Source organism: Mesorhizobium sp. M0140 (assembly GCF_040322475.1).
Taxonomy (GTDB): Bacteria; Pseudomonadota; Alphaproteobacteria; order Rhizobiales; family Rhizobiaceae; genus Mesorhizobium.
Map to the genome: position 1 here is coordinate 100,053 of NZ_JAMYTM010000006.1, position 21,960 is coordinate 122,012.

Here is a 21,960-nt window from a genome sequence, read left to right on the forward strand (position 1 = left end):
CTCTTTTCCCCGCAGGATTTTTAGACATGGACGCCAAAGTCAACGGCAACGTCTCGTTCTGGTATGCCGACATCGGGCTGCCGGCCTATCGCGCGCCGCTCCCGGGTGACCTCGAAGCCGATGTCTGCATCGTCGGCGCCGGCTACACCGGCTTGTGGACAGCTTACTATCTGAAGAAGGCCGATCCTTCGATCCGCATCGCCATCGTCGAAAGGGAGTTCGCCGGCTTCGGCGCGTCGGGCCGCAATGGCGGCTGGCTGTCCGGCGGCTTCAGCTGGTCGCGCGAGAAATATCTGCGGACCTCGACGCGCGGCGCCGTCATCGACATGGAAACCGCCATGCATGGCACGGCACGGTCGACGAAGTGATCGCGGTGACCGAGGCCGAAGGCATCGATGCCGACATCCGCCGCGTCGACAATCTGACGGTCGCCACCAACCCGCCGCAGCTCGAACGGATCAAGGCCGCCTATGCCGATGCGATCGGCTGGAGCGTGCCGCAGGACCGCGTCAGCCTGATTGGCCAGGCAGAGGCCAAGGCCCGCATCAACATCAAAAATGTGCTTGGCGGCTATGTCCACCACGGCACCGCGCGCGTGCAGCCGGCCAAGCTGGTGCGTGGGCTCTCCGAAGCCGTCGAGCGGCTTGGCGTGCCGATCTACGAGCAGACCACCGTGACCGGCATCGAGAAGGGCAAGGTCACGACGAACCGCGGCACCGTGCGCGCGCCGATCATCATCCGCGCCACGGAAGGGTTCACGGCCGGCATATCAGGCAATGAGCGGCTCTGGCTGCCGCTCAACAGCGCGCAGATCATCACCGAGCCGCTGCCGCAATCGCTATGGGACGAGATCGGCTGGGAGGGCCATGAGCTTCTCGGTGACGCCGCGCACGCCTATTGCTATGCGCAGCGCACCCGGGAAGGCCGCATCACCATGGGCGGGCGCGGCGTGCCCTATCGTTACGGCTCGCAAACGGATGTGCGCGGCCAGACGCAGCAGGCCACGATCGAAAGCCTGCACGCGATCCTCACCCGGCTTCTGCCGCAGACAGCCGGGCTTCGCATCGACCACGCCTGGTGCGGCGTTCTGGGCGTGCCGCGCGACTGGTGCACGACATCAGGCCTCGACCCTGAAACCGGCATCGGCTGGGCCGGCGGCTATGTCGGGCTCGGCGTCTCAAGTTCCAACCTTTCGGGCCGCACGCTGCGCGACCTTATCCTGCGCCGCGACACCGAACTGACCCGCCTGCCCTGGGTCAACCGCCAGGTGAGCAAATGGGAGCCCGAGCCGATGCGCTGGCTCGGCGTCCACTCGATGTATCAGCTCTATCGCGTCGCCGACGAGCGCGAGGAAGCCGGCCTCCAGCATACGTCGAAACTGGCCGCAATCGCCGACCGCATCACAGGACATTGAGAGACCGCCATGACCGACTTCCAGACCTTCGCCCATCTCGCTTCCATCGACCTCGGCGAGCCTGAGCCCAAGCCGACCTCGATCAGCGGCGATCAGCTCGAAGCAGCGAAGACGCTGTGGACCTCGCCTGACGGCACACTGGAAGTCGGCGTCTGGGAGTGCACGCCGGGCCGCTTCACCGCATCGCGCGAGAGCAATTCCGAAACCTGCCACATCGTGTCAGGTCGGGTCTCGCTGCATGGTCCCGATGGCCGCAGCGAGGACGTCGGTCCGGGCGAAATGCTGGTGCTGCCGAAAGGCTGGAAAGGCGAATGGACGATCCACGAGAAGACGCGCAAGCTCTATATCCTGCACTTCGAGGCGTGAGCTGACTGGAACAGCCGCTACTCGTCGTCTGAACGATCATCCTCGGCAACAACAGGCTTGCCTTCTATCGCCTGCCGCAAGGCGTCGTTGATGCGGTCCTGCCAGCCCGGCCCATCCTCCTGGAAGTGGTCCAGCACGGCGCGATCGATCCGGATCGAAACAAGCTCCCTGACGCCTGGAGCGGCGGAGGGCTCACGAACCGGCGCGGCCGGCTTCTTCACCGGCTTGAAAGCCGCCTCGGCGGCCGTCATCGGATTTGTCGGTCGACGCGGGGGATTTGCCATCGGATGACCCTGACTGAAGACGATTCGTGCACGACGTGGCACGCTTGCGCCACCATAGCCCAACCAGCGCCGTCGCGCAGGCCCCTTTGGTCGGGACAATCACTCGGCTGCTTGAAGACTCTGCGCGTCGATGATGACCCTGATCTCGGCGCGGCAGGAGCCGCAATTCGTGCCGGCATGCAGGGCCGTGCCGATCGCCGCAACGCTGCCGCAGCCGCCGCGCACCGCTTCCGCGATCTGGTTGGCGCCGACGCCGAAACAGGAGCAGACGATGGCGCCGCGGTCGACGTCGATCCCGCCCGGTCGTCCGGCTACGATCGCCAACCTGCCGCGCCGGTCGACATGATCGGCACTCAACTGTTCCGCCGCCCAGCCGCGCGACACGGCGACCGGGCCGGGTGCGACGAACAAGGCGGCTGACAGTTGATCGCCGTCGAAGGCGGCGATGCGATGCTGGCCGGCGTCGCGGTCATGATAGGCGAGCATTTCCGCACCCGGTGACACGCCGAACAGTGACCCGGCAAAGCCAGCCCAATCGATGTCGTCTTCGGCAAAGGCAAGCTCGACCCGCCAGCCGCCCTTGCATTTGGCCACGGCCCAGTAGGCCGCGGTATCAGGCTCAGGCCTGCGCCGCGTCACCGCAAAGCCAAAGGCCTTTGCGGCGAATTTCTCGATGCGGGCGGCGACATGTTTCAGCGCCGGCTGGCCGGAAATGGGATCGGTCAGCGGCGCGGTCAGCGTGTCGAGCCGGCCCCTTGCCGCAAACTGATCGGTCCAGTGCATCGGCGCAAACAGGCTGCCCTGGCGCTGGCGCGCCGTCACCAGCGCGCGCACCAGCACGTCGCCGCGCGGGCTGGAAACCCGCGCGATGTCGGCGTCGCCGATGCCGAAGCGCTGCGCATCCGCCGGGTGGATTTCTACGAAGGGCTCGGCGATGTGCTGCGACAAACGCGGGCTTTTGCCGGTTCGCGTCATGGTGTGCCAATGGTCGCGGATACGGCCGGTATTGAGGATCAGCGGATAGTCCGGGCTGGTGCGGACTTCCGTGGTGGGGCGGATGGCGATGAAGCGCGCTTTGCGGTCGGGCGTGTAGAAATTGCCGTCGGCGAAGAAGCGGGTGGTGTTACCTTCCAGCCTCTGCCCGGCCCGAAGATGCTCGTCCGACTGATGTCGAGCTTGAGCACCCCCCTCTGTCCTGCCGGACATCTCCCCCGCAAGGAGGGAGATTGGCAGCTTTGATGCTCGCATATCTCCTGCATTGTTTGTAATTGGCGAAGGCCGTGGTGGCAGCCGATCTCCCCCCTTGCGGGGGAGATGGCCGGCAGGCCAGAGGGGGGTGGCTGGGCTCGGCGCCGGCCATTGGAACGGCTCCAGCGCCTCATACTCCTCCGCATCAACCCCGGCATAAGCACCAATATCGAAATCCCGCGCGCCATCATTCTCGAATCCTGACAGCGCGGCATGCTCGGCAAACACCTCCCCTGGCGTCGCATAGGAAAACGCCTCGCCAAACCCCATCCGCTTGCCGACCTCAGCGACAATCCGCCAGTCGGGCCTTGCCTCGCCGGGCACGGGCAAAAACGCGCGCTGGCGCGACACACGGCGCTCTGAATTGGTGACGGTGCCATCCTTCTCGCCCCAGGCGGCGGCGGGCAGCCGGACATGGGCGTGGCGGACGGTGTCGGTCTGGGCCAGCACGTCCGACACCACCACGAACGGGCACGCCTTGATCGCCGCCTCGACGGCATCGGCGTCCGGCATCGAATCGACCGGGTTGGTGGCCATGATCCACAGCGCCTTGATCCGCCCGTCGGCCAGCGCCTGGAACATCTCGACTGCCTTCAGGCCGGGCTTTCCGGCAATGGCCGGCGCGTTCCAGAAGCGCTGCACGCGGTCGCGATGGTCGGGGTTTTCGATTTCCATATGCGCGGCGAGCATGTTGGCCATGCCGCCGACCTCGCGGCCGCCCATGGCGTTGGGCTGGCCGGTCACCGAAAACGGCCCTGCTCCGGGTTTGCCGATGCGGCCGGTGGCGAGATGGCAGTTGATGATGGCGTTGACCTTGTCGGTGCCGGATGACGACTGGTTCACACCCTGGCTGTAAACCGTCACCGTTTTCGCCGTTGCCGCAAACAGGCTGTAGAAACGGCCAAGCTCGTCCTCGCTCAGGCCCGTGCCGGCAGCGACGCCGGCCAGGTCGAGCGCGGAGGCCGCGAAAAGCGCTTGCCCGAAGCCGGTCGTGTGCGTCGTGATGTAGGCGCGGTCGAGCGCATTGTGCTGGCCGAGATAAGCGAGCAGCCCGGTGAACAAAGCGACGTCGCCATCCGGCGCGATCGCCAGATGCATGTCGGCGATGTCAGCGGTCATGGTGCGCCGCGGATCGACCAGGACGATCTTCATCTCCGGCCGCTTTTCCCGGGCAGCCGCGATGCGCTGGTAGAGCACCGGATGGCACCAGGCGAGATTGGAGCCGACCAGCACGATCAGGTCGGCCAATTCCAGATCCTCATAGGTTCCCGGCACGGTGTCGGAGCCGAAAGCGCGGCGGTGGCCGGCGACCGAGGAGGCCATGCACAGGCGCGAATTGGTGTCGATGTTGGCCGAGCCGACAAAACCCTTCATCAGCTTGTTGGCGACGTAATAGTCCTCGGTCAGCAACTGGCCCGAAACATAGAAGGCGACCGCATCCGGGCCATGCTCGGCGATGGTTTGCGAGAAGGTCGAGGCGACAAGGTCGAGCGCCTCGTCCCAGCCGGCGCGGCGGCCGTGGACCTCCGGATGCAGCAGCCTGCCGTCGAGGTCGATGGTCTCGGCGAGTGCCGAGCCCTTGGAGCAGAGCCGGCCGAAATTGGCCGGGTGGTCGGGGTCGCCGCGGACGGACACCTGCCCGTCCGCGGTGGCCTTCGCCAGCACGCCGCAGCCCACCCCGCAATAGGGGCAGGTGGTCCTCACCTCGCGCGCTTCGTCGATCTCCATGGGTTCAGGCCGCGCGGCTGGCCAGCGCTTCCAGCGCAATGAACAGACGCTCGCCTTCGACCCGCACCGGAATGGTGCGCACCGCGCCCTCGTCGGCGCCGAGCGCCTTGCCCGTCTCCAACGAAATCACCCAATTGTGCAAGGGACAGGTCACCGCCGCACCGTGCACGATGCCCTGGCTGAGCGGTCCGCCTCTGTGCGGGCAATGGTCGTCGATGGCATAGACCTGATCGTCCAGGGTGCGGAATACGGCGATTTTTCCCTCGGGCGTTGCGACGCAGCGCGCGCCGCGGCGAGGGATGTCGGAGATGGAGCCGATTGCTACCCAGTTCATCTAGATTTCCTCTTTGCGCGTGTTCTTGACCGAAAACCGGTTTCCACTTTTCGGGAACACGCTCACTCCGCCGCCTGCGCAAACCCGACCGAGGCCATCGGCCGGAATTCGTGCTTGTCCTTGCCGGAAACGCGTTCCGACCACGGGTCGACCTGGGCGAATTTCTGGCTGAAGACGAAACGGTCGTAATAGGCCTTGCGCTTGTCGCCATCGTCCATGATCTGACGCTTGATCTCGGGGATGCCGATGCGCTTGGCCCATTTGTAGATGCGCTCGAGATAGCGGCCCTGCTCGCGATACATCTGCGTCAGCGCCACGATATGCTCCAGCGCCTCGTCCTCGGTCCTGACCAGGCCGAGCACCTCGGTGCCCTTGATGTCGAGGCCGGCCGCCCCGGCAAAATGGATCTCATAACCACTGTCGACGCAGATCACGCCGACATCCTTGCAGGTCGCCTCGGCGCAGTTGCGCGGACAGCCCGACACCGCCATCTTGACCTTGGCCGGCGTCCACGAGCCCCACATGAATTTTTCGATGCGGACGCCGAAGCCCGTAGAATCCTGCGTGCCGAACCGGCACCAGTCTGAGCCGACGCAGGTCTTCACCGTGCGCAACCCCTTGGCATAGGCGTGGCCGGAGACGAAGCCGGCCTGACCGAGATCGGCCCACACTGCCGGCAGGTCCTCCTTGCGGATGCCGAGCATGTCGATGCGCTGGCCGCCGGTGACCTTGACCATCGGAATTTCGAACTTGTCGACGACGTCGGCGATGGCGCGCAGTTCGGCGGCATTGGTCACCCCACCCCACATGCGCGGCACCACCGAATAGGTCCCATCCTTCTGGATGTTGGCGTGGACGCGCTCGTTGATGAAGCGCGACTGGTAATCGTCGGCGTAGTCATCCGGCCAGTCGCAGACGAGGTAGTAGTTGAGCGCCGGCCGGCATTTGGCGCAGCCGCAGGAGGTCGTCCATTCCAGTTCCTGCATGACGGCGGGAATGGTCTTCAGGCTCTTGGCCTTGATCAGCCGGCGCACCTCGTCATGGCCGAGGGTGGTGCAGGAGCACATCGGCTGCACGGCGGCGGGGTTGTACGTGTCGCCGAGGGTCAGCACCATCAGCTTTTCAACCAGCCCGGTGCAGGAGCCGCAGGAGGCCGACGCCTTGGTGTGGGCGCGCACGTCGTCAAGCGAGGTCAGGCCCTTGGCCGTGATCGCGCCGGTGATCTTTCCCTTGCAAACGCCGTTGCAGCCGCAGATTTCCGCATCATCCGGCAAGGCTGCAACGGCCGCCATAGGGTCCAGCGGGGCACCCCCCTGGTAGGACTGGCCGAAGATGAGCGTGTCGCGCATTTCGGAAATGTCGGTCTGCTTCTTCTTGAGGTCGTTGAACCAGGCGCCGTCAGCCGTCTCGCCATAGAGCACGGTGCCGATGATGCGGTCATCCTTCAGCACCAGGCGCTTGTAGACGCCTGCGGCGGCGTCGCGCAGCACGATCTCCTGGCGATCCTCGCCCTCGGCGAAGTCGCCGAGCGAGAACAGCTCGATGCCGGTGACCTTGAGCTTGGTCGGCGTGTCCATATGGACGAAGGCCGCCGCCGCGTCGCCGGCAAGCTGGCTGGCGGTCACGCGCGCCATCTCGTAGAGCGGTGCGACGAGGCCGTAGACTTGGCCGTTGACCTCGGCACATTCGCCGAGCGCGTAGATGTCGGGATCGTTGCTGCGCATGCCGGCGTCGACGACGATGCCCCTGTTGACGGCGATGCCGGCCTGTTTCGCCAGCGCCGAATTCGGCCTGATGCCGACGGCCATCACCACAAGCGTTGCTGGGATAATGGTGCCGTCAGCGAGCTCCACCTGCCCGACCTTGCCGTTGCCTGTGATCGCCTGTGTGTTGGCCTTGGTGATGACCTTGATGCCGCGCTGTTCCACCGCACGCTGCAAGAGATAGCCGGCCGCGGGATCGAGCTGGCGCTCCATCAGCGTCGGCATGACATGCAGCACGGTGACGTCCATGCCTTGCGCGTTCAGCCCTGCTGCCGCCTCCAGCCCGAGCAGGCCGCCGCCGATGACCACCGCCTTGGCCCGCGACTGGGCGGCAAGCATCATCGCCTGCACGTCGTCGAGATCGCGATAGGTCAGCACGCCCGGCAGGTCATGGCCGGGCACCGGAATGATGAACGGCACCGAGCCGGTGGCGATGACGAGCTTGTCATAGGGTTCGGTGACGCCATGATCGGAGGTGACGGTCTTCGCCGCTCGGTCGATGGCGACGATCTTGTGGCCCTTGTAGAGGGTGATGTTGTTGGCGATGTACCAGCCGTCGCCGTGGATGATGATCTCCTCATAGGCTTTCTCGCCCGACAGCACCGGCGACAGCATGATGCGGTCGTAATTAACGCGCGGCTCGGCGTTGAAGATGGTGACGGTGTAGCGGCCCGGAGCCTGTTCCAGCAGGTGCTCCAGCATGCGCCCCGGGGCCATGCCATTGCCGATGATGACAAGTCTTTCGCTCATGGTGCTACTCCGCGGCTTCGACGAAGCGGTGGCGTTCGTAGAGGAACTTCAGCACCGCCTCGCGGCAGCGCAGGAAGGTCCGGTCGGAAGAGAGTTCGACGCGCCGGCGCGGCCGCGCCAGCGGCACGGCAAGCACTTCGCCGATGGTTGCCGCCGGGCCATTGGTCATCATGACGATGCGGTCGGACAGCAGCACCGCCTCGTCGACATCATGGGTGATCATGATCGTCGTCGAGCCGAGCCTGGAATGGATGTCCATCACCGCGTCCTGCAGATGCGCGCGCGTCAGCGCGTCGAGCGCGCCGAACGGCTCGTCGAGCAGCAGGATCTTCGGCTCCATGGCCAGCGCCCGGGCGATGCCGACGCGCTGCTTCATGCCGCCCGATATCTCGGCCGGGCGCTTGTCCTTGGCATGCGCCATCTGCACGAGGTCGAGATTGCGCATGATCCAGTCATGCCGCTCGGCCTTGCTTTTCGAGCGACCGAAAACCTTCGACACCGCCAGGTTGATGTTTTCATAGACGGTCAGCCACGGCAGCAGCGAGTGGTTCTGGAACACCACGGCGCGTTCGGGACCGGGGCTGTCGACCTCTTTGTCCTCGAGCAGCACGGCGCCGGCGGACACCTTGGTCAGCCCGGCGATCAGATTGAGCAGGGTCGACTTGCCGCAGCCGGAATGGCCGATGATGGAGACGAATTCGCCCTTGTCGATGGTCAGCCTGATGTCCTTCAACACCTCGCTGACCTGGGCACCACGCGAGAAGGATTTGTCGATATGGTCGAGCTTCAGATAGGCCGTCATCGCCCTCTCCTCACTTTGCCGTTGTGCCGCGGGTGACGAAGGCGCCGACCGCCGCGACCAGACGGTCGAGGCAGAAGCCGGTGACGCCGATATAGGCGAGCGCCACGATGATGTCGGGCAGCCGCGACGAGTTCCACGCGTCCCAGATGAAGAAGCCGATGCCGACGCCGCCGGTCAGCATTTCGGCGGCGACGATGGCGAGCCAGGACAGGCCGATGCCGATCCTCAGGCCGGTGAAGATGTAGGGCGCGGCGGCCGGTACCATGATCTTGACGAAGAATTCGAACTGGTTGAGCCGCAGGATGCGCGAGACGTTGCGGTAATCCTCGGGGATGTTGCGCACGCCGACGGCGGTGTTGATGATGATTGGCCAGATCGACGTGATGAAGATGACGAAGATCGCCGACGGGCTGGAATCGCGGAACGCCGCCAGCGACAGCGGCAGCCAGGCCAGCGGCGGCACCGTGCGCAGGATCTGGAACACCGGGTCGAGGCCGCGCATCGCCCAGATCGACTGGCCGACCAGCGCGCCGAGCGCGACGCCGACCACCGCCGCCAGGCCGAAACCGATGGCGACACGCTGCAGCGAGATCAGCACGCGCCATGCCAGGCCGATATCCTGCGGGCCATTGTCGAAGAACGGATGCGCGATCAAATCGTAGGCCTCGTTCCACACCTGGGTCGGCGGCGGCAGGCTTGATGTGGGCGACGAACAGGCGATCTGCCAGACGACCAGCATGACGGCGATGACTACGATCGGCGGTAGCAGCGCGCTCGCCAGTTTGCCGGCAATCGCCAGCGGATCGAAGCGACGTCGTGCCTTTGCGGTGAAGGCGATGACCTCCGCCGGCTTCGCAGGAAAGGCCTTCACCTTGGTGTCCTCGATAGTCTGGATCGACATGTCTGGGGAAAACTCCGTGGGGCAGATAATTCGAGCGACAAACGGCGCAATGCGCCGTTTGCGCAGAGGTTCAAGCCGATGCCTTGATCTTCAGGCTGTCGAGATAGGCCGACGGGTTGGCCGGATCGAAGATCTTGCCGTCGAAGAAGGTCTCGACGCCGCGCGACGACGACGCCGGAACGTCGGCTGCCGCGACGCCGAGATCCTTGGCCGCCTCGCGCCACAGATCCTCGCGGTTGACCTGATCGACCAGCGCCTTGATGTCGGTGGTCGGCGCGAATTTGCCCCAGCGGATGTTCTCGGCGAGGAACCACGCATCATGGCTCTTGAACGGATAGGAGACGCCACCTTTCCAGAACTTCATGTAGAGATCGGTGCCGTTGGCGACGCGGCCATTGCCGTAGTTGATGTCGCCCTTGAGGCGGCCGATGATGTCGGCGACAGGCACGTTCATCCATTGCCGCTTGCCGATGATGGCGGCCATCTCGTCCTTGTTGTCGCTGGCCTCGCACCATTGCTGGGCTTCCATGACGGCCATCAGGATCGCCTTGGTGGCGTTCGGGTATTTCTCGATGAATTCGGCACGCAGGCCGAGCGCCTTTTCCGGATGGCCCTTCCACAATTCGCCCGTCGTGGCGGCGGTGAAGCCGACGCCCTGATGGACGAGCTGCTCGTTCCACGGCTCGCCGACGCAGAACACGTCCATGTTGCCAACCTTCATGTTGGCCACCATCTGCGGCGGCGGCACGACGATGGTCGAAACGTCCTTGTCGGGATCGATGCCGCCGGCGGCCAGCCAGTAGCGCAGCCAGAGATCATGGGTGCCGCCCGGGAAGGTCATGGCGGCCTTGATTTCCTTGCCGGCCGCCTTCTTGGCGGCAAAGGCGTCTTTCAGCTTCGAGGCATCGAGGCCGACGCCGGTGCCGGCATATTCCTGGGCGACCGAAATGCCTTGGCAGTCGTAGTTGAGCCGCGCCACGATCGCCATCGGCATCGGCTGGTTGTTCTGTGTCACCTTGCCGGTGTGCATGAGGTAAGGCAGCGGCGTCAGAATATGGGCACCGTCGATGCCGTTGGCGGCGCCGCCGAGCATCAGATTGTCGCGCGTCGCGCCCCAGGAGGCCTGCTTGAGCACCTCGACATCGGGCATGCCGAACTTGGCGAACAGCCCCTTCTCCTTGGCGATCATCAGCGGTGCCGCATCGGTGAGGGCAATGAAGCCGAGCTTGGCGCCGGTGACCTCCGGAGTGGCGGTCGCAGCATAGGCGCCGGAAGGGAAGAGCTTGCGGGCCGCCACGAACAGGCCGGCCGTCATTGCACTGCTGACCAGAAAATCGCGGCGCGTCATGTCTTTGAGGGTCGTTCCAGTCCTGATCCGTTTCGTCATCGTCGTCTCCGGTTGGGCGCGGCTTGGGATCCGCGTCGTCGATTGTGTGTTGATCAAAACAAAAAAGCCGCCAGCCAGGTCTTCGCGCCCGGGTGACCGGGAGCGCGTATTAACCTGAGCGGCAGCTTTGCCTGTGGCGCCCGCCATTGGGCGCCTGTTCCGTGACCCGCGAAGGGCCTGTCTATTTTAAAGCAGGAACCGTGCCAGTTTTGAGAGAGGCGAAAAAGATCAATTAAATCAGTAACCAGCGCCGATCGCGGACGCGCCGGGTCCTATGGCCGGAAGGTCAAAGATTGCTCATTCGGGCAATCGCGCGCACAATTTTTGTGCAATGCACAAGAATGACGCGGAAATGATCAGGCTTCCGCGCGAGCCGATTTCTGGCCGGTAATGTACGCGTCGACCTCGTCCGGATCGAAGATCTGGCCGTCGAAGAAACCGTCCGGACCGAGCACAAGGCCGGCGCCTGTCGCGCCGACCGCGGTTGCAACTTGGAGCGCGCCCTCGACCTTCGAATTGGCGCCGGGAAGTGCGATGCCGAGCGGCTTCAGCGCCGAACGATAGAGATCGGGACGATAGCAATCCCGCGCGATGGCGAGGTTTTCAGGCGTATGCGCCACATGCCCCCAACGCACCATCTGCGTGTAGAACCACAGCGCATGGCTCTTCCACGGAAAGTTCGCCGCCTTGTCGAAGGGGAGGAAGAAGTCGTCGATGCTCCGCTCCGCGCCGCCGCCCAGTCGGAGATGGCCGGTCAGGATCGGCATCTGCACGGCCGGCGGCAGGCCGAGAAAGCCGGCCTGCGCCATGACGGCAGCCAATTCGCCATGGTTGGCCGGATCCTGGCACCAGCGTGCCGAGTGATGCAGCGCGCGCAGCAGCGCCGCCAAGGCCTCGGGGTTTTCGTCTGCCCAGGCCTTGCGCACGCCGATCACCTTCTCCGGGCTGTTACGCCATATCCGCGCCTTGACGGTGACGATATGCCCGGTGCCGGCGGCAACCGCAGCACTGTTCCAGGGTTCGCCTACGCAGTAGCCGTCGATGCGGCCGGCGGCCAGTGCATCGGCCATGAAGGGCGGCGGCACGATGACGATCTCGATTTCGCGCGTCGGATCGATGCCGCAGGCGGCGAGCCAATAGCGCAATTCGTAATTGTGCCCGGAATGCGGATGCACCACGGCGAAGCGCAGCGGGTCGCCACCGGCCGCAGCGCGCTCGCGAATGAGCGCGCGCAGCGCCGCACCGGCGCGCGCGGGGTCGAGATCGGCTTCGGCGCTGTGCGCCACCATTCCGGCCCACACAGTGTTGGAGACGGTGACGCAATTGCCTCCGAGTCCGAGCGAGAACGGCACGATGGTTTCCGAAGCGAGCGGCGTCAGCCCGAGATTGCAGGCGAGCGGCATCGGTCCCAGCATATGCGCCAGATGGAAGTGACCGATGGCGATGCGGTCGCGGATGTTAGCCCAGGACGTCTCGCGGTGCAGGGTGAGGTCGATGCCTTCTCGTGCGGCAAAGCCAAGCTCACCGGCCGCGACCAGCACGGCGCTGTCGAAAAGCGGCATGAAGCCAGCGGTGATCTGGTGCGCGGCGTCCATGCTCATTCGTCCTCCGCCGGTCCCAGCAACCCGGCGGCAGTCACCAGGCTCTGGGCGATGTCGCCGATCTTGCGGTTCTGGTTCATCGCCGTCTTGCGCAGCAGCGTGTAGGCGGCCTCTTCGGAGAGGCCGCGCGACTTCATCAATATGCCCTTGGCACGATCGATCACCTTACGGCTCTCGAGCTCGCCGCGAACCTCTTCCAGTTCGCGCGCCATGCGCGAAAAAGCGTTGAAGCGGCTGACCGCCATGTCGAGAATGGGTTTGACGCGCTCTTGCCGCAGACCGTCGACGACATAGGCCGAAACGCCGGCATCGACCGCCGCCTCGATCGAGGCCTGGTCCGAGCGGTCGACGAACATGGCGATCGGCCGTTTTACGGCACGCGAAAGCTGGAACATGTTTTCCAGCATGTCGCGATTCGGGTTTTCGAGATCGATGACGATGACATCGGGCTCGATCTCGGCGATCCGCCGCGCAATGCCGGTCACATCATGGATGACGGTGACCCGCTCATGGCCGGCCTCGCGCAACCCCGCCTCGATGATCGCGGCGCGGATGCGGTTTTCGTCGATCACCAGGACGGCGAGTGCGGTTCGAACCATGCCTGCATTGTGACCAAGCGAAGGAATTGTGCAATGCGGTATGGTTGAACAACCCGAGATTCGCTAACCGCGCCGCAGGCGCCTAATCCGCCGCCAGCGCCGTGACCTCGCGGCGGAAGGGCAGTGCGTCGCCGATATCGGCTTCGTCCAGCTCGCGCGCGAAGCGGTGGCCGGCGTAGGTTGCCCAGGCGATCGGACCCGGCGCCTCGGCATCGCCGATGATTTTGATCGAGCGGATGCCGCTGTCGGCCCACTCGTCGCGCCGCGCCTTCAGCTCGTGCCAGACGCTATCGTCCTGCTGGCGCGATGTCACCAGCACTACTGCGTCCACGGCGATGTCAAATTGGCTGCCCGTATAGGCGCAGGCCGTGGCAACACCGCCCGGTACGATGCGCGTCACGATCCGGTTCAACACGATCTCGACGCCGAGTTCGGCCAGCCGGCGGTGGATGGCGCCCTGCTCCAGCGTGTTGCGGGTCCAGTCGGACACATAGGCGGACGGCGTCACCAGCGTCACCTTCGCGCCCTGGCGCGCCATCAGCTCGGCCAAAACGCCGCCCATGTAATAGTGATCGTCATCGAACAGCACGACAGTGCCGGTCGGCACATTGCCGCCCATCAGATCGTCCGGCGTATAGACCGGCATGGCCGGGTCCGCCGGCATCGGCACGACATGCGCGCGCGCCACGCCGTCACGGCGCCATGTCGAGCCGGTGGCAAGCGCAATGTTCTGAAAGCCGAAGTCCAGTATCTCCTGCGCCGACAATCGGCTTTCGAAATAGACATCGACATTGGACATCTGGCTGATCTGGTACTGGCGGTAGTCGCGCACGCGTCCCCATGCCGAGAGACCGGGCAAGCGGCATTCGCGCGCCACGCGGCCGCCGAGCTCGGTGCCGGCTTCGGCGATGGCCACCTGATAGCCGCGCAGGCCGAGCGCACGCGCCGCCTCCAGCCCGGCCGGGCCGGCGCCGACGATCAGCACGCTGTCGCTATCGCCCTTGGCCTGCATGCGTTCGGGATGCCAGCCCTTGCGCCATTCCTCCATGAAGGTCGGGTTCTGCGTGCAGCGCGAGATCGACATGGTCATGTCGCCGGTGATGCAGATGTTGCAGCCGATGCATTCGCGAATGTCCTCGATTCGCCCCTCCTCCACCTTCTTCGGCAGGAAGGGATCGGCGATCGATGGCCGCGCGCAGCCGATGAAATCCAGCGTGCCGGACTTGATCATCTTCACCATCACATCCGGCGAGGTGAAGCGACCGACGCCGACGACCGGCTTCGAGGTCAGTTTCTTGATGCCGGACACCAGGCTCTCCTGCGCGCCCTCCTCCTTGAACCGCGACGGCCCCGAACAATCCTCCCAGGCGCCATGTGCCAGGTCCCAGAGGTCTGGCAGGTCGGCGTGCATCTCGATCATGTCGCGCACTTCGGAGTTGGCGAAGCCAAGCTCGCCGATCATCTCGTCCAGCGACAGCCGCAGCGTCAGGCCGCAAGTGCCGCCGATGGCATCCCTGCCCTCTTCGATCAACTCACGCATCAACCGCGAGCGGTTTTCCAGCGAGCCGCCATATTCGTCGCTGCGCTGGTTGGTGGCGGTGGACAGGAAGTGCTGGATGATGCCGAAGCCATGCGCGCCGTAGAGGCAGACCAGGTCGAAGCCCGCAAGCCTGGCACGCTTGAATGCATTGCGGTGCCAGCGGCGCAGGTCGCGTATATCTTGCTTGTCCATGGCGCGCGCCTGAACCGGATCGTTGGTGAAGGTACGGATCGGCAAGGCCGACGGCCCGCGCGGCACTTCCTTGGTGTAGAGGTTGGGACCGTTGATGCCTGAATAGGCCAGCTGGATACCGGCCAGCGCGCCATGCTGGTGCATGGCCTTGGCCATCTTCGCCAGTGCCGGGATATCGGCATCGTCCCACAGCCTGAGCTCGATGAAGGGCGTGATCTCCGAAGTATGGTGCATCTCGGTCTGCTCGGTGAAGATGACGCCCCAGCCGCCTTCCGACTTGATGCGGCGCATCTCGGCTGCGGCCGAAGGGTCGCGGTAGCCGCCGCCATTGCAATGCGGAACCTGGTAGAAGCGGTTCTTGGCGGTCACCGGACCGATCTTCACGGGCTCGAACAGAATGTCGTAGCGCGGATCGCGCATGGAACGTGCCTTCCTGCCAGCGTCGCCTTGCACATGCCCGATCATGGTTTCGAGCCAAGGTGCAAGCCGGCCAGCCCAGTGGGTTGATGCCGTGAGACCATTCATAAATTGCGACAAGCGCCGGGAAACAACAGATTTCTTCTGTGCCGGTTAGGACGCGCCTAATCGATCAGCACTGCCTGGATTAGCATCCGCTGAATCCCGGCTGAGCCAAATGCGACTTCAAGGCCGCGGCCGCGCGATGCTAGAAGTGCCGACGGCCAATGAGACACAAGACGCATGGACAGCATCCAGATCCTTGAAAAACTGATCGCGTTCCCGACGGTGAGCCGCGATTCGAACCTCGCCCTCGTCGGCTACGTGGCGGAGCTGCTGGACGCGCATGGCATTGCCAGCCAGATCATCCACAGCGAGGACGGCCACAAGGCCAACCTCTTTGCCACCATCGGACCGGCCGACGCTTCCGGCATCATGCTGTCCGGTCACACCGACGTCGTCCCCGTCGACGGCCAAGCCTGGACGCTGCCGCCCTTCGAGATGACGAGCCGAGACGGCAAGCTTTACGGACGTGGCACAGCCGACATGAAGGGTTTTGTGGCCTGCGCGCTCGCGGCGTGCCTGAAAGCCTCGAAAATGACGCTGCGCACGCCGCTGCATTTGGCACTCTCCTACGACGAGGAGATCGGCTGCATTGGTGTGCGCAGCCTGATCGACATGCTGCAAGCAGCCCCGCAGCGGCCCTTGCTGTGCATCGTCGGCGAGCCCACCGATATGCAGGTGGCGACGGGCCACAAGGGCAAGCTTGCCGCACGCGCGCTCTGCAAAGGCCGCGAAGGCCATTCGGCGCTGGCCCCGTTGGCGCTCAATGCCATCCATCTCGGCTGCGACTTCGTCGCCGCCTTGCGCCGCGAGCAGGATCGGCTGGTGCGCGATGGCGCCCGCGACGGCGACTACGACATTGCCTACACGACCGTCCATGTCGGCAAGATCAACGCCGGCGTGGCGCTGAACATCGTGCCGAACCTCTGCCAGGTCGACTTCGAGATCCGCAATGTCGCGGCCGACGATCCGCACGAGATTCTCGACCGTCTGCGCAAGGAGGCTGCTCATATTGCATCCGAAGCCTCGGCCACCGCCCCCGAGGCGGCGATCGACATAGACATCACCAACACCTATCCCGGCCTGGACACGCCGGCCAGTTCGCAAGCCGTCGCTTTCATCAAATCGCTGACCGGCGCCAACAACACCATCAAGGTTGCCTACGGTACGGAGGGCGGCCTGTTCAGCCGCGATCTCGGCACGCCGACGGTCGTGTGCGGACCGGGATCGATGGCGCAGGGACACAAGCCGGATGAGTTCGTCAGCGTCGAGCAGATGCGCCGCTGCGACGGCATGCTGGAAAAATTGCTGCAGCGGCTTGCCGACCAGCAGTTGGCTTAACCGGGGCTACTTCTGTGGAAGTGCTGCCTGGCCGACAGCCCGCTCGGCGCCGAACACGCCTTGCTCGACGACGAAATGCCGGCAGTGGTCGATGAACGCCTGGACGGTTTGCGTGCGGTGTTCGGAACTGGGCAAGGCGACGCCCATGGTCAGCGGCCGCAGATCGCCGTCCAACGGCACGAAGACCAGCGGCTTGCCGTCCGGCGCCAGCGTGTTGAGCGGCCGCATATTGGCGATGCCGTAGCCGAAGCCGTTGGCCACCATGGAACGCATGACGGCGATGTCGCCGGTGCGCTCGGCAATGTTGGGGCGGATCCCGCGCTGGTGGAATGCAGAAAGGAAATACTCGCGGCTGAACGGCAGGTCGAGCAGCACCATCGGCTCATCGGCCAATTCCTCCGTCGTGATCGACGCCTTTGCCGCGAAGCGATGCCCCGCCGGCAGCATGACATAGGCCGGCACCAGCATCAGCGGCTCGAAGGTCATGTCCTGCGACAGTTCGAGATCGTAGGTCAGTGCAAGATCGATTTCACCGCGCTGCAGCATCTCGAGCAATTGCCCCTGATTGCGCTCGAACTGGCGCACGCGCACATCGGGATAGGCGCGCTCGAACCGCATGCGCAGCGCCGGCAGCACGATCTGCGCAAACGTCAGCAGGCATCCTACCGCCAGCGGACCACGCACCTTTTCGGCAAAGTCGCCGGCGACGTCGTGCAAGGCGTCGGCATCGTTGAGCAGCCGGGCGGCTTCCTTGAGGAAGACGCGGCCGCCGGCCGTGAGCGAGAGACCGTGCGAATGCTTGCGGACAAAAAGCTGGACGCCGAACTCGGTTTCCAGTTGGGCGATGGAAGCCGAAATCGACGGCGGCGAGACATTGACCTGTTCGGCCGCCTTGGCGATGGAGCCGGCTTCGCCCACGGCGACGAAATATTCCAGCTGTCTGAGCGTGAAGCGTAGCGGCATGGCTGGCTATGTTGCCGGTTTGAGGGCTTCGATCAAGCCTAATGCATGTCGCGCAAAAGTGGCCCCGGTTTTGCGCAAACGACATGCATAGAGCAAAGGCCTAAAGCGCATCGCGTGAATCCGTTCAATCGCGATGCGCTTTAGGCGCCCATCAGTACTTGATCCATGTCGTTTTGAGCGCGGTGTATTTGTCGAGCGCATGCAGCGACAGGTCGCGGCCGAAGCCGGATTGCTTGAAACCGCCGAACGGCGTCATCGGGCTCAGCGCGTCGACCGTGTTGACGGAAACCGTGCCGGCATGCAGCCGGCCCGCGATACGATGCGCGCGCGACAGGCTGTCGGTCCACAGCGATGCGGCCAGCCCATAAGGGCTGTCATTGGCGATGCGGATCGCGTCGGCCTCGTCGTCGAAGGCGATGACCGAAAGCACCGGCCCGAAGATCTCGTCGCGGGCAATCGGATCGGCAGGCGCGACATCGTCGAAGATGGTCGGCTGGACAAAGCTGCCGCGCCCGTTGACCGTGACCAGGTCGCCGCCCGCGACCAGGCGCGCGGTTTTCTTGCCGGCCTCGACGAAGCGCATGACGTTGGCGGCGTGGCGACTATCGACCATCGCGCCCATTTTCGAAGCCGGATCGAGCGGATCGCCGGGCTGCGTGACCGCCGCACGTTGCACCAGTTTCTCCACCAGAGCATCCTTGATGCCGCGCTGGACGAGCAGGCGTGAATTGGCGGAACAGACCTCGCCCTGGTTGAAGAAGATGCCGAAGGCCGCCATGTCGGCTGCCGCGTCGAGATCGCCGCAATCGGCAAAAATGAGGTTCGGGCTCTTGCCACCGGTCTCCAGCCAGACCTGCTTCATGTTCGACTGGCCGGAATACTGCAGGAACATCTTGCCCACGGCGGTCGAACCGGTGAAGGCGAGGCAATCCACATCCATATGGCGGCCAAGCGCCTGGCCGGCGGTTTCGCCAAGGCCGGGCACGACATTGAGCACGCCTGCAGGCAGGCCCGCTTCCATTGCCAGTTCCGCCAGAAGCAGGGCCGACAAAGGCGACTGCTCGGCGGGTTTGAGCACCACCGAATTGCCTGCCGCCAGTGCCGGCGCGCATTTCCACGTCGCCATGTCGAGTGGGAAATTCCAAGGCACCACCGCGCCGACCACGCCAAGCGGTTCGCGCCGCACCAGCACCAGATCACCTTCGCCGGCCGGCGCCACTTCGCCATAGATCTTGTCGATGGCCTCGCCATACCATTGAAAGATCGCTGCCGAGCCGGGGACGTCGACCGCGGCCGCATCCCTGACCAGTTTGCCCATGTCGAGCGATTCCAGCAGGGCCAGTTCATGCAGGTTTTCGCGCAGCAATTGCGCCAGCCGCAGCAGAACCTCCTTACGGTGCGCCGGGCTGGTCCGCGACCAGACGCCGGTATTGAAGCTGCGCCGCGCTGCGGCAACCGCCAGATCGATGTCTTCCTCACCGCAGGACGCCACTTCGGCCAGCACCTCGCCAGTTGCCGGATTGACGCTGGCGAAGGTCCGGCCCGAACGCGCCGCAACCGTCTTGCCGTCGATGAACGCCTTGTCGCGAAAACGGATCGCGGACGCCTTGCCGATCCAGTCCTTGTGGCTGAGCTCGCTCATCGCAGGTGACCCTGTCTTGACTATTCGTCTCCCGGCACGCCGTAGCTCGGCGCATCGGATGGGTTTATGGCGCGGGTCACATAGGCATCGAGCTGCGGCTTGTAGAGTTCCCACAGCGTCGCCAGCTGCTCGATCGGGCAGTCATCGGTCCAGTCACAGCGCAAATCGGCGACCGGCCACGCAACCTCGCGCACCAGCTTCATGCCGGCGGAATGGACAGGACCAGCCTCGCCGCCCGCTTTGAGCGCGGCGCGCATGGTCCCGATGAGGCGGTCGCCGAGATGCCCCTCGGACGCCAGGAAGGCCTCGACCATGGCTTGCGGAACGCCGTCATGGGCCAGCATGTTGCCGCCGCAGGCGACATTTTCCGCACGCGCCTCCGCCCAGATGCCAAGAGCTTTGGGACCCGAATGGATCGCGGTCGTCCCGGCGGCGTCGACAGCCAGCACCTGCCGGTATTCGGGATAGGCGCCGGTGCGCTTCAATATGGCAATCGCCTCGGCGGCCGAAGCGCCGCGCGCCAGCAATTCGAGACCTCGCAGCCCCAGCGTCGGATCGGTGACGTTCTGGCTGGCAATGGCGCCGGCACCAGCCTGCGCATAGGCGCAGCGCGCGGCGACAGCAGGCGACGAGGAGGATACTGCGACTCCGAACATGCCGGTGTGGCTGCACCGCGCGACAATGGAAAAGGTCATCGCCGTCAGTCCGGGATAACTGCGGTGCCGTCGATCTCGACCAGCCAGTCCGGCCGCGCCAAGGCCTGCACGACAAGGCCGGTCGAAACCGGATGCACGCCTTTGATGTACTCGCCCATGGTGCGGTAGACGGCCTCGCGATGGCGCACATCGGTGATGTAGACCACCACCTTGACCAGGTGCTCCATGGTGCCGCCGCACTCCTCGATCAGCTGGCGGATGTTCTGCATGACCTTGTGCGTCTGCTCGACCGGATCATGGCTGTCGATATTCTTGGCCGTGTCGAGATCCTGCGGACACTGGCCGCGCAGGTAGACGGTCCTGCCGCCCCGCGTAACGACCGCCTGGCACAGATCATTGTCGAGTTTCTGCTCGGGATAGGTGTCCTTGGTGTTGAACTTGCGAATTCTTGTATGCGCCATCTTGGTCTCCGTCAGTCAGGCTCGAGGTCGGGACGTCCGTTTCTATGCTACCCTGGTCTCGCGCTTTGCGGACGCATGGTAGGCCAGGTACTTGCGCTGCGTGGAGATATGGTCTGCCACATGCTGTGCGTCGTGCCAGACGCCCCAGATGAAGCTCGACCCCCGCCGCGATTGCCACGGCAGGCCCAGGAAATAGATCCCCGGCTCGGTCGACACGCCGCGCTGGTGCTTCGGCTTGCCCTTTTCGTCAAACACATCGACTTTCAGCCAGTTGTAATCGACGGTGAATCCCGTTGCCCAGATGATCGAACCTATCCCGGCTTCCGCCAGGTTCAGCTCGAGAATGGGATCAGTCATGCATCGAGGGTCCGGTCCGATCTCGCGGGCCGCGGGCTCCTCGGGAAGGTCGAGGCCGTTGCGAGCGACATAGGCGTCGGCCTCGTCCAGCACCGACATGTAGTTCGCATCGCCGCGCGCGATATTTTTAGCCAGATCCGGAGCGAAGGTCATGACCCCTTCCTTGTAGGATTCCGTCCGGCCAACCAGCGTCATCCCTTGCGCGGCAAGACGCCGGAAGTCGATCGTCTGGCCGCCCCGCGCGCCGCTCACCGCGATGGTGACGTGTTCGGTGCCAGGCGCCGGCGCTTGGGCGTCCCATTTGCCCAAAACCCCCAGCCACCAGCAGAAGTCACGCTCGCGATAGGCCCGCGGCGGCCGATCATGCGGCCCGACCGAGAGGTAGACGCGCCGTCCCGCGCGCTGGAGTTCGTCGGCGATCTGCACCCCCGAGGACCCGGAGCCGACCACCAGCACCGCACCTTCGGGCAACTGGCCCGGATTGCGATAGGCGCTGGAATGGATCTGCATCGCTCCGGCATCCCCGGGGACAACCGCCGGAATGACCGGATGCTGGAAAGCCCCGGTAGCGGCAACCACGCTCCTGGCCTCGATCACGCCATCCGAGGTTTCGACCCGGAAGCCGGGACGGCCGACAAGCCTTTCCACGCTCCTGACCTCCACGCCGCAGCGGATGGGGGCAGCGATCATGCCGGCGTAAGCGACAAAATAGTCGGCGACCTTCTCCTTGCCGACAAAGGCGTCGGGACCGGCGTCCGGAAATTCCATGCCGGGAAAACGATCATGCCAGGCGGGACCATTGGCAACCAGCGAGTCCCATCTTTCGGTACGCCAGCGTTCGGCGATGCGGCTCCGCTCGAGCACGAGATGCGGCACCCCGCACTTGCTCAGATGCTCGCTCATGGCCAGCCCCGCCTGGCCGCCGCCAACAACAAGCGTGTCTACCGTTTCGACTGGCATTTAAGCGGCCCTTTCTGGCTCTCCCCGGGAGTGTCTGCGCATGCGGCGGAGATCTGATCGTTGGTTTACTGGAGGCACCGGGCAGCGAAAATTATGATTTCATGTGGCAGTGGTTAGCTTGTCCCTAAATGCCGGGAAGCATGGCCGAAGAT

General features: G+C 64.7%; 17 protein-coding genes and 1 pseudogene. 3 read left to right on the plus strand and 15 right to left on the minus strand.

Features of this window, described 5'->3' with window-relative positions; translation table 11 throughout:
• Positions 1 to 26 precede the first annotated feature (26 nt).
• Positions 27 to 1,414 (plus strand): annotated as a pseudogene (locus tag NKJ37_RS08495) (NAD(P)/FAD-dependent oxidoreductase).
• A 9-nt stretch (positions 1,415 to 1,423) separates the two neighbouring features.
• Positions 1,424 to 1,780 carry a cupin domain-containing protein gene (locus tag NKJ37_RS08500; RefSeq protein WP_023809412.1) on the plus strand — a complete coding sequence of 119 codons (357 nt, stop codon included), beginning with the start codon at positions 1,424 to 1,426 and terminating at the stop codon, positions 1,778 to 1,780.
• Positions 1,781 to 1,797: 17 nt separating this feature from the next.
• Here the strand turns inward: NKJ37_RS08500 and NKJ37_RS08505 are convergent, their stop codons facing one another.
• The 10 genes from NKJ37_RS08505 to NKJ37_RS08550 form a co-directional block, all read right to left on the minus strand.
• Positions 1,798 to 2,064 carry a BrnA antitoxin family protein gene (locus NKJ37_RS08505; RefSeq protein ID WP_023809413.1) on the minus strand — a complete coding sequence of 89 codons (267 nt, stop codon included), beginning with the start codon at positions 2,062 to 2,064 and terminating at the stop codon, positions 1,798 to 1,800.
• 99 nt (positions 2,065 to 2,163) lie between these two features.
• Positions 2,164 to 5,040 carry a nitrate reductase gene (locus NKJ37_RS08510; RefSeq protein WP_023809414.1) on the minus strand — a complete coding sequence of 959 codons (2,877 nt, stop codon included), beginning with the start codon at positions 5,038 to 5,040 and terminating at the stop codon, positions 2,164 to 2,166.
• Between the two features lie 4 nt (positions 5,041 to 5,044).
• Complete coding sequence (gene nirD, locus NKJ37_RS08515) at positions 5,045 to 5,374, minus strand: nitrite reductase small subunit NirD (protein ID WP_023809415.1); 330 nt, start codon at positions 5,372 to 5,374, stop codon at positions 5,045 to 5,047.
• Positions 5,375 to 5,436: 62 nt separating this feature from the next.
• On the minus strand, positions 5,437 to 7,887 hold the full coding sequence (gene nirB, locus NKJ37_RS08520; RefSeq protein WP_023809416.1) for a nitrite reductase large subunit NirB: 2,451 nt from the start codon (positions 7,885 to 7,887) through the stop codon (positions 5,437 to 5,439).
• A gap of 4 nt (positions 7,888 to 7,891) precedes the next feature.
• Positions 7,892 to 8,689, minus strand: coding sequence for an ABC transporter ATP-binding protein (locus NKJ37_RS08525; RefSeq protein WP_023809417.1), 798 nt, complete (start codon positions 8,687 to 8,689; stop codon positions 7,892 to 7,894).
• A 10-nt stretch (positions 8,690 to 8,699) separates the two neighbouring features.
• Positions 8,700 to 9,590 (minus strand): nitrate ABC transporter permease, encoded by an 891-nt coding sequence (gene ntrB / locus NKJ37_RS08530; protein WP_023809418.1) that lies wholly within the window; start codon positions 9,588 to 9,590, stop codon positions 8,700 to 8,702.
• Between the two features lie 70 nt (positions 9,591 to 9,660).
• A complete protein-coding gene (locus tag NKJ37_RS08535; RefSeq protein WP_023809419.1) occupies positions 9,661 to 10,977 on the minus strand; it encodes a CmpA/NrtA family ABC transporter substrate-binding protein in 1,317 nt (438 codons plus the stop codon).
• Positions 10,978 to 11,333: 356 nt separating this feature from the next.
• Positions 11,334 to 12,572: a CmpA/NrtA family ABC transporter substrate-binding protein gene (locus NKJ37_RS08540; RefSeq protein ID WP_031212563.1), complete on the minus strand. Its 1,239-nt coding sequence runs from the start codon at positions 12,570 to 12,572 to the stop codon at positions 11,334 to 11,336.
• 2 nt (positions 12,573 to 12,574) lie between these two features.
• Positions 12,575 to 13,177, minus strand: coding sequence for an ANTAR domain-containing response regulator (locus tag NKJ37_RS08545; RefSeq protein WP_013530455.1), 603 nt, complete (start codon positions 13,175 to 13,177; stop codon positions 12,575 to 12,577).
• A gap of 82 nt (positions 13,178 to 13,259) precedes the next feature.
• Positions 13,260 to 15,329 carry an oxidoreductase gene (locus NKJ37_RS08550; protein WP_023809421.1) on the minus strand — a complete coding sequence of 690 codons (2,070 nt, stop codon included), beginning with the start codon at positions 15,327 to 15,329 and terminating at the stop codon, positions 13,260 to 13,262.
• Positions 15,330 to 15,608: 279 nt separating this feature from the next.
• Between NKJ37_RS08550 and argE the strand changes: the two genes are divergently transcribed.
• Positions 15,609 to 16,769 (plus strand): acetylornithine deacetylase, encoded by a 1,161-nt coding sequence (gene argE, locus NKJ37_RS08555; protein WP_023809422.1) that lies wholly within the window; start codon positions 15,609 to 15,611, stop codon positions 16,767 to 16,769.
• Positions 16,770 to 16,775: 6 nt separating this feature from the next.
• On the opposite strand, the gene NKJ37_RS08560 is transcribed toward argE, so the two are convergent.
• The 5 genes from NKJ37_RS08560 to NKJ37_RS08580 all read right to left on the minus strand — a co-directional run bounded on the left by NKJ37_RS08560 (position 16,776) and on the right by NKJ37_RS08580 (position 21,808).
• Positions 16,776 to 17,732, minus strand: coding sequence for a LysR family transcriptional regulator (locus tag NKJ37_RS08560; RefSeq protein ID WP_023809423.1), 957 nt, complete (start codon positions 17,730 to 17,732; stop codon positions 16,776 to 16,778).
• Between the two features lie 151 nt (positions 17,733 to 17,883).
• Complete coding sequence (locus tag NKJ37_RS08565) at positions 17,884 to 19,374, minus strand: aldehyde dehydrogenase (RefSeq protein WP_352773630.1); 1,491 nt, start codon at positions 19,372 to 19,374, stop codon at positions 17,884 to 17,886.
• Positions 19,375 to 19,394: 20 nt separating this feature from the next.
• The gene (locus tag NKJ37_RS08570; RefSeq protein ID WP_023809425.1) at positions 19,395 to 20,069 is read right to left on the minus strand and encodes a DUF1028 domain-containing protein; all 675 of its coding nucleotides are present in this window, start codon (positions 20,067 to 20,069) and stop codon (positions 19,395 to 19,397) included.
• A 5-nt stretch (positions 20,070 to 20,074) separates the two neighbouring features.
• Positions 20,075 to 20,491: a RidA family protein gene (locus NKJ37_RS08575; RefSeq protein ID WP_023809426.1), complete on the minus strand. Its 417-nt coding sequence runs from the start codon at positions 20,489 to 20,491 to the stop codon at positions 20,075 to 20,077.
• Between the two features lie 42 nt (positions 20,492 to 20,533).
• Positions 20,534 to 21,808: a flavin-containing monooxygenase gene (locus tag NKJ37_RS08580; protein ID WP_023809427.1), complete on the minus strand. Its 1,275-nt coding sequence runs from the start codon at positions 21,806 to 21,808 to the stop codon at positions 20,534 to 20,536.
• Positions 21,809 to 21,960: the final 152 nt, after the last annotated feature.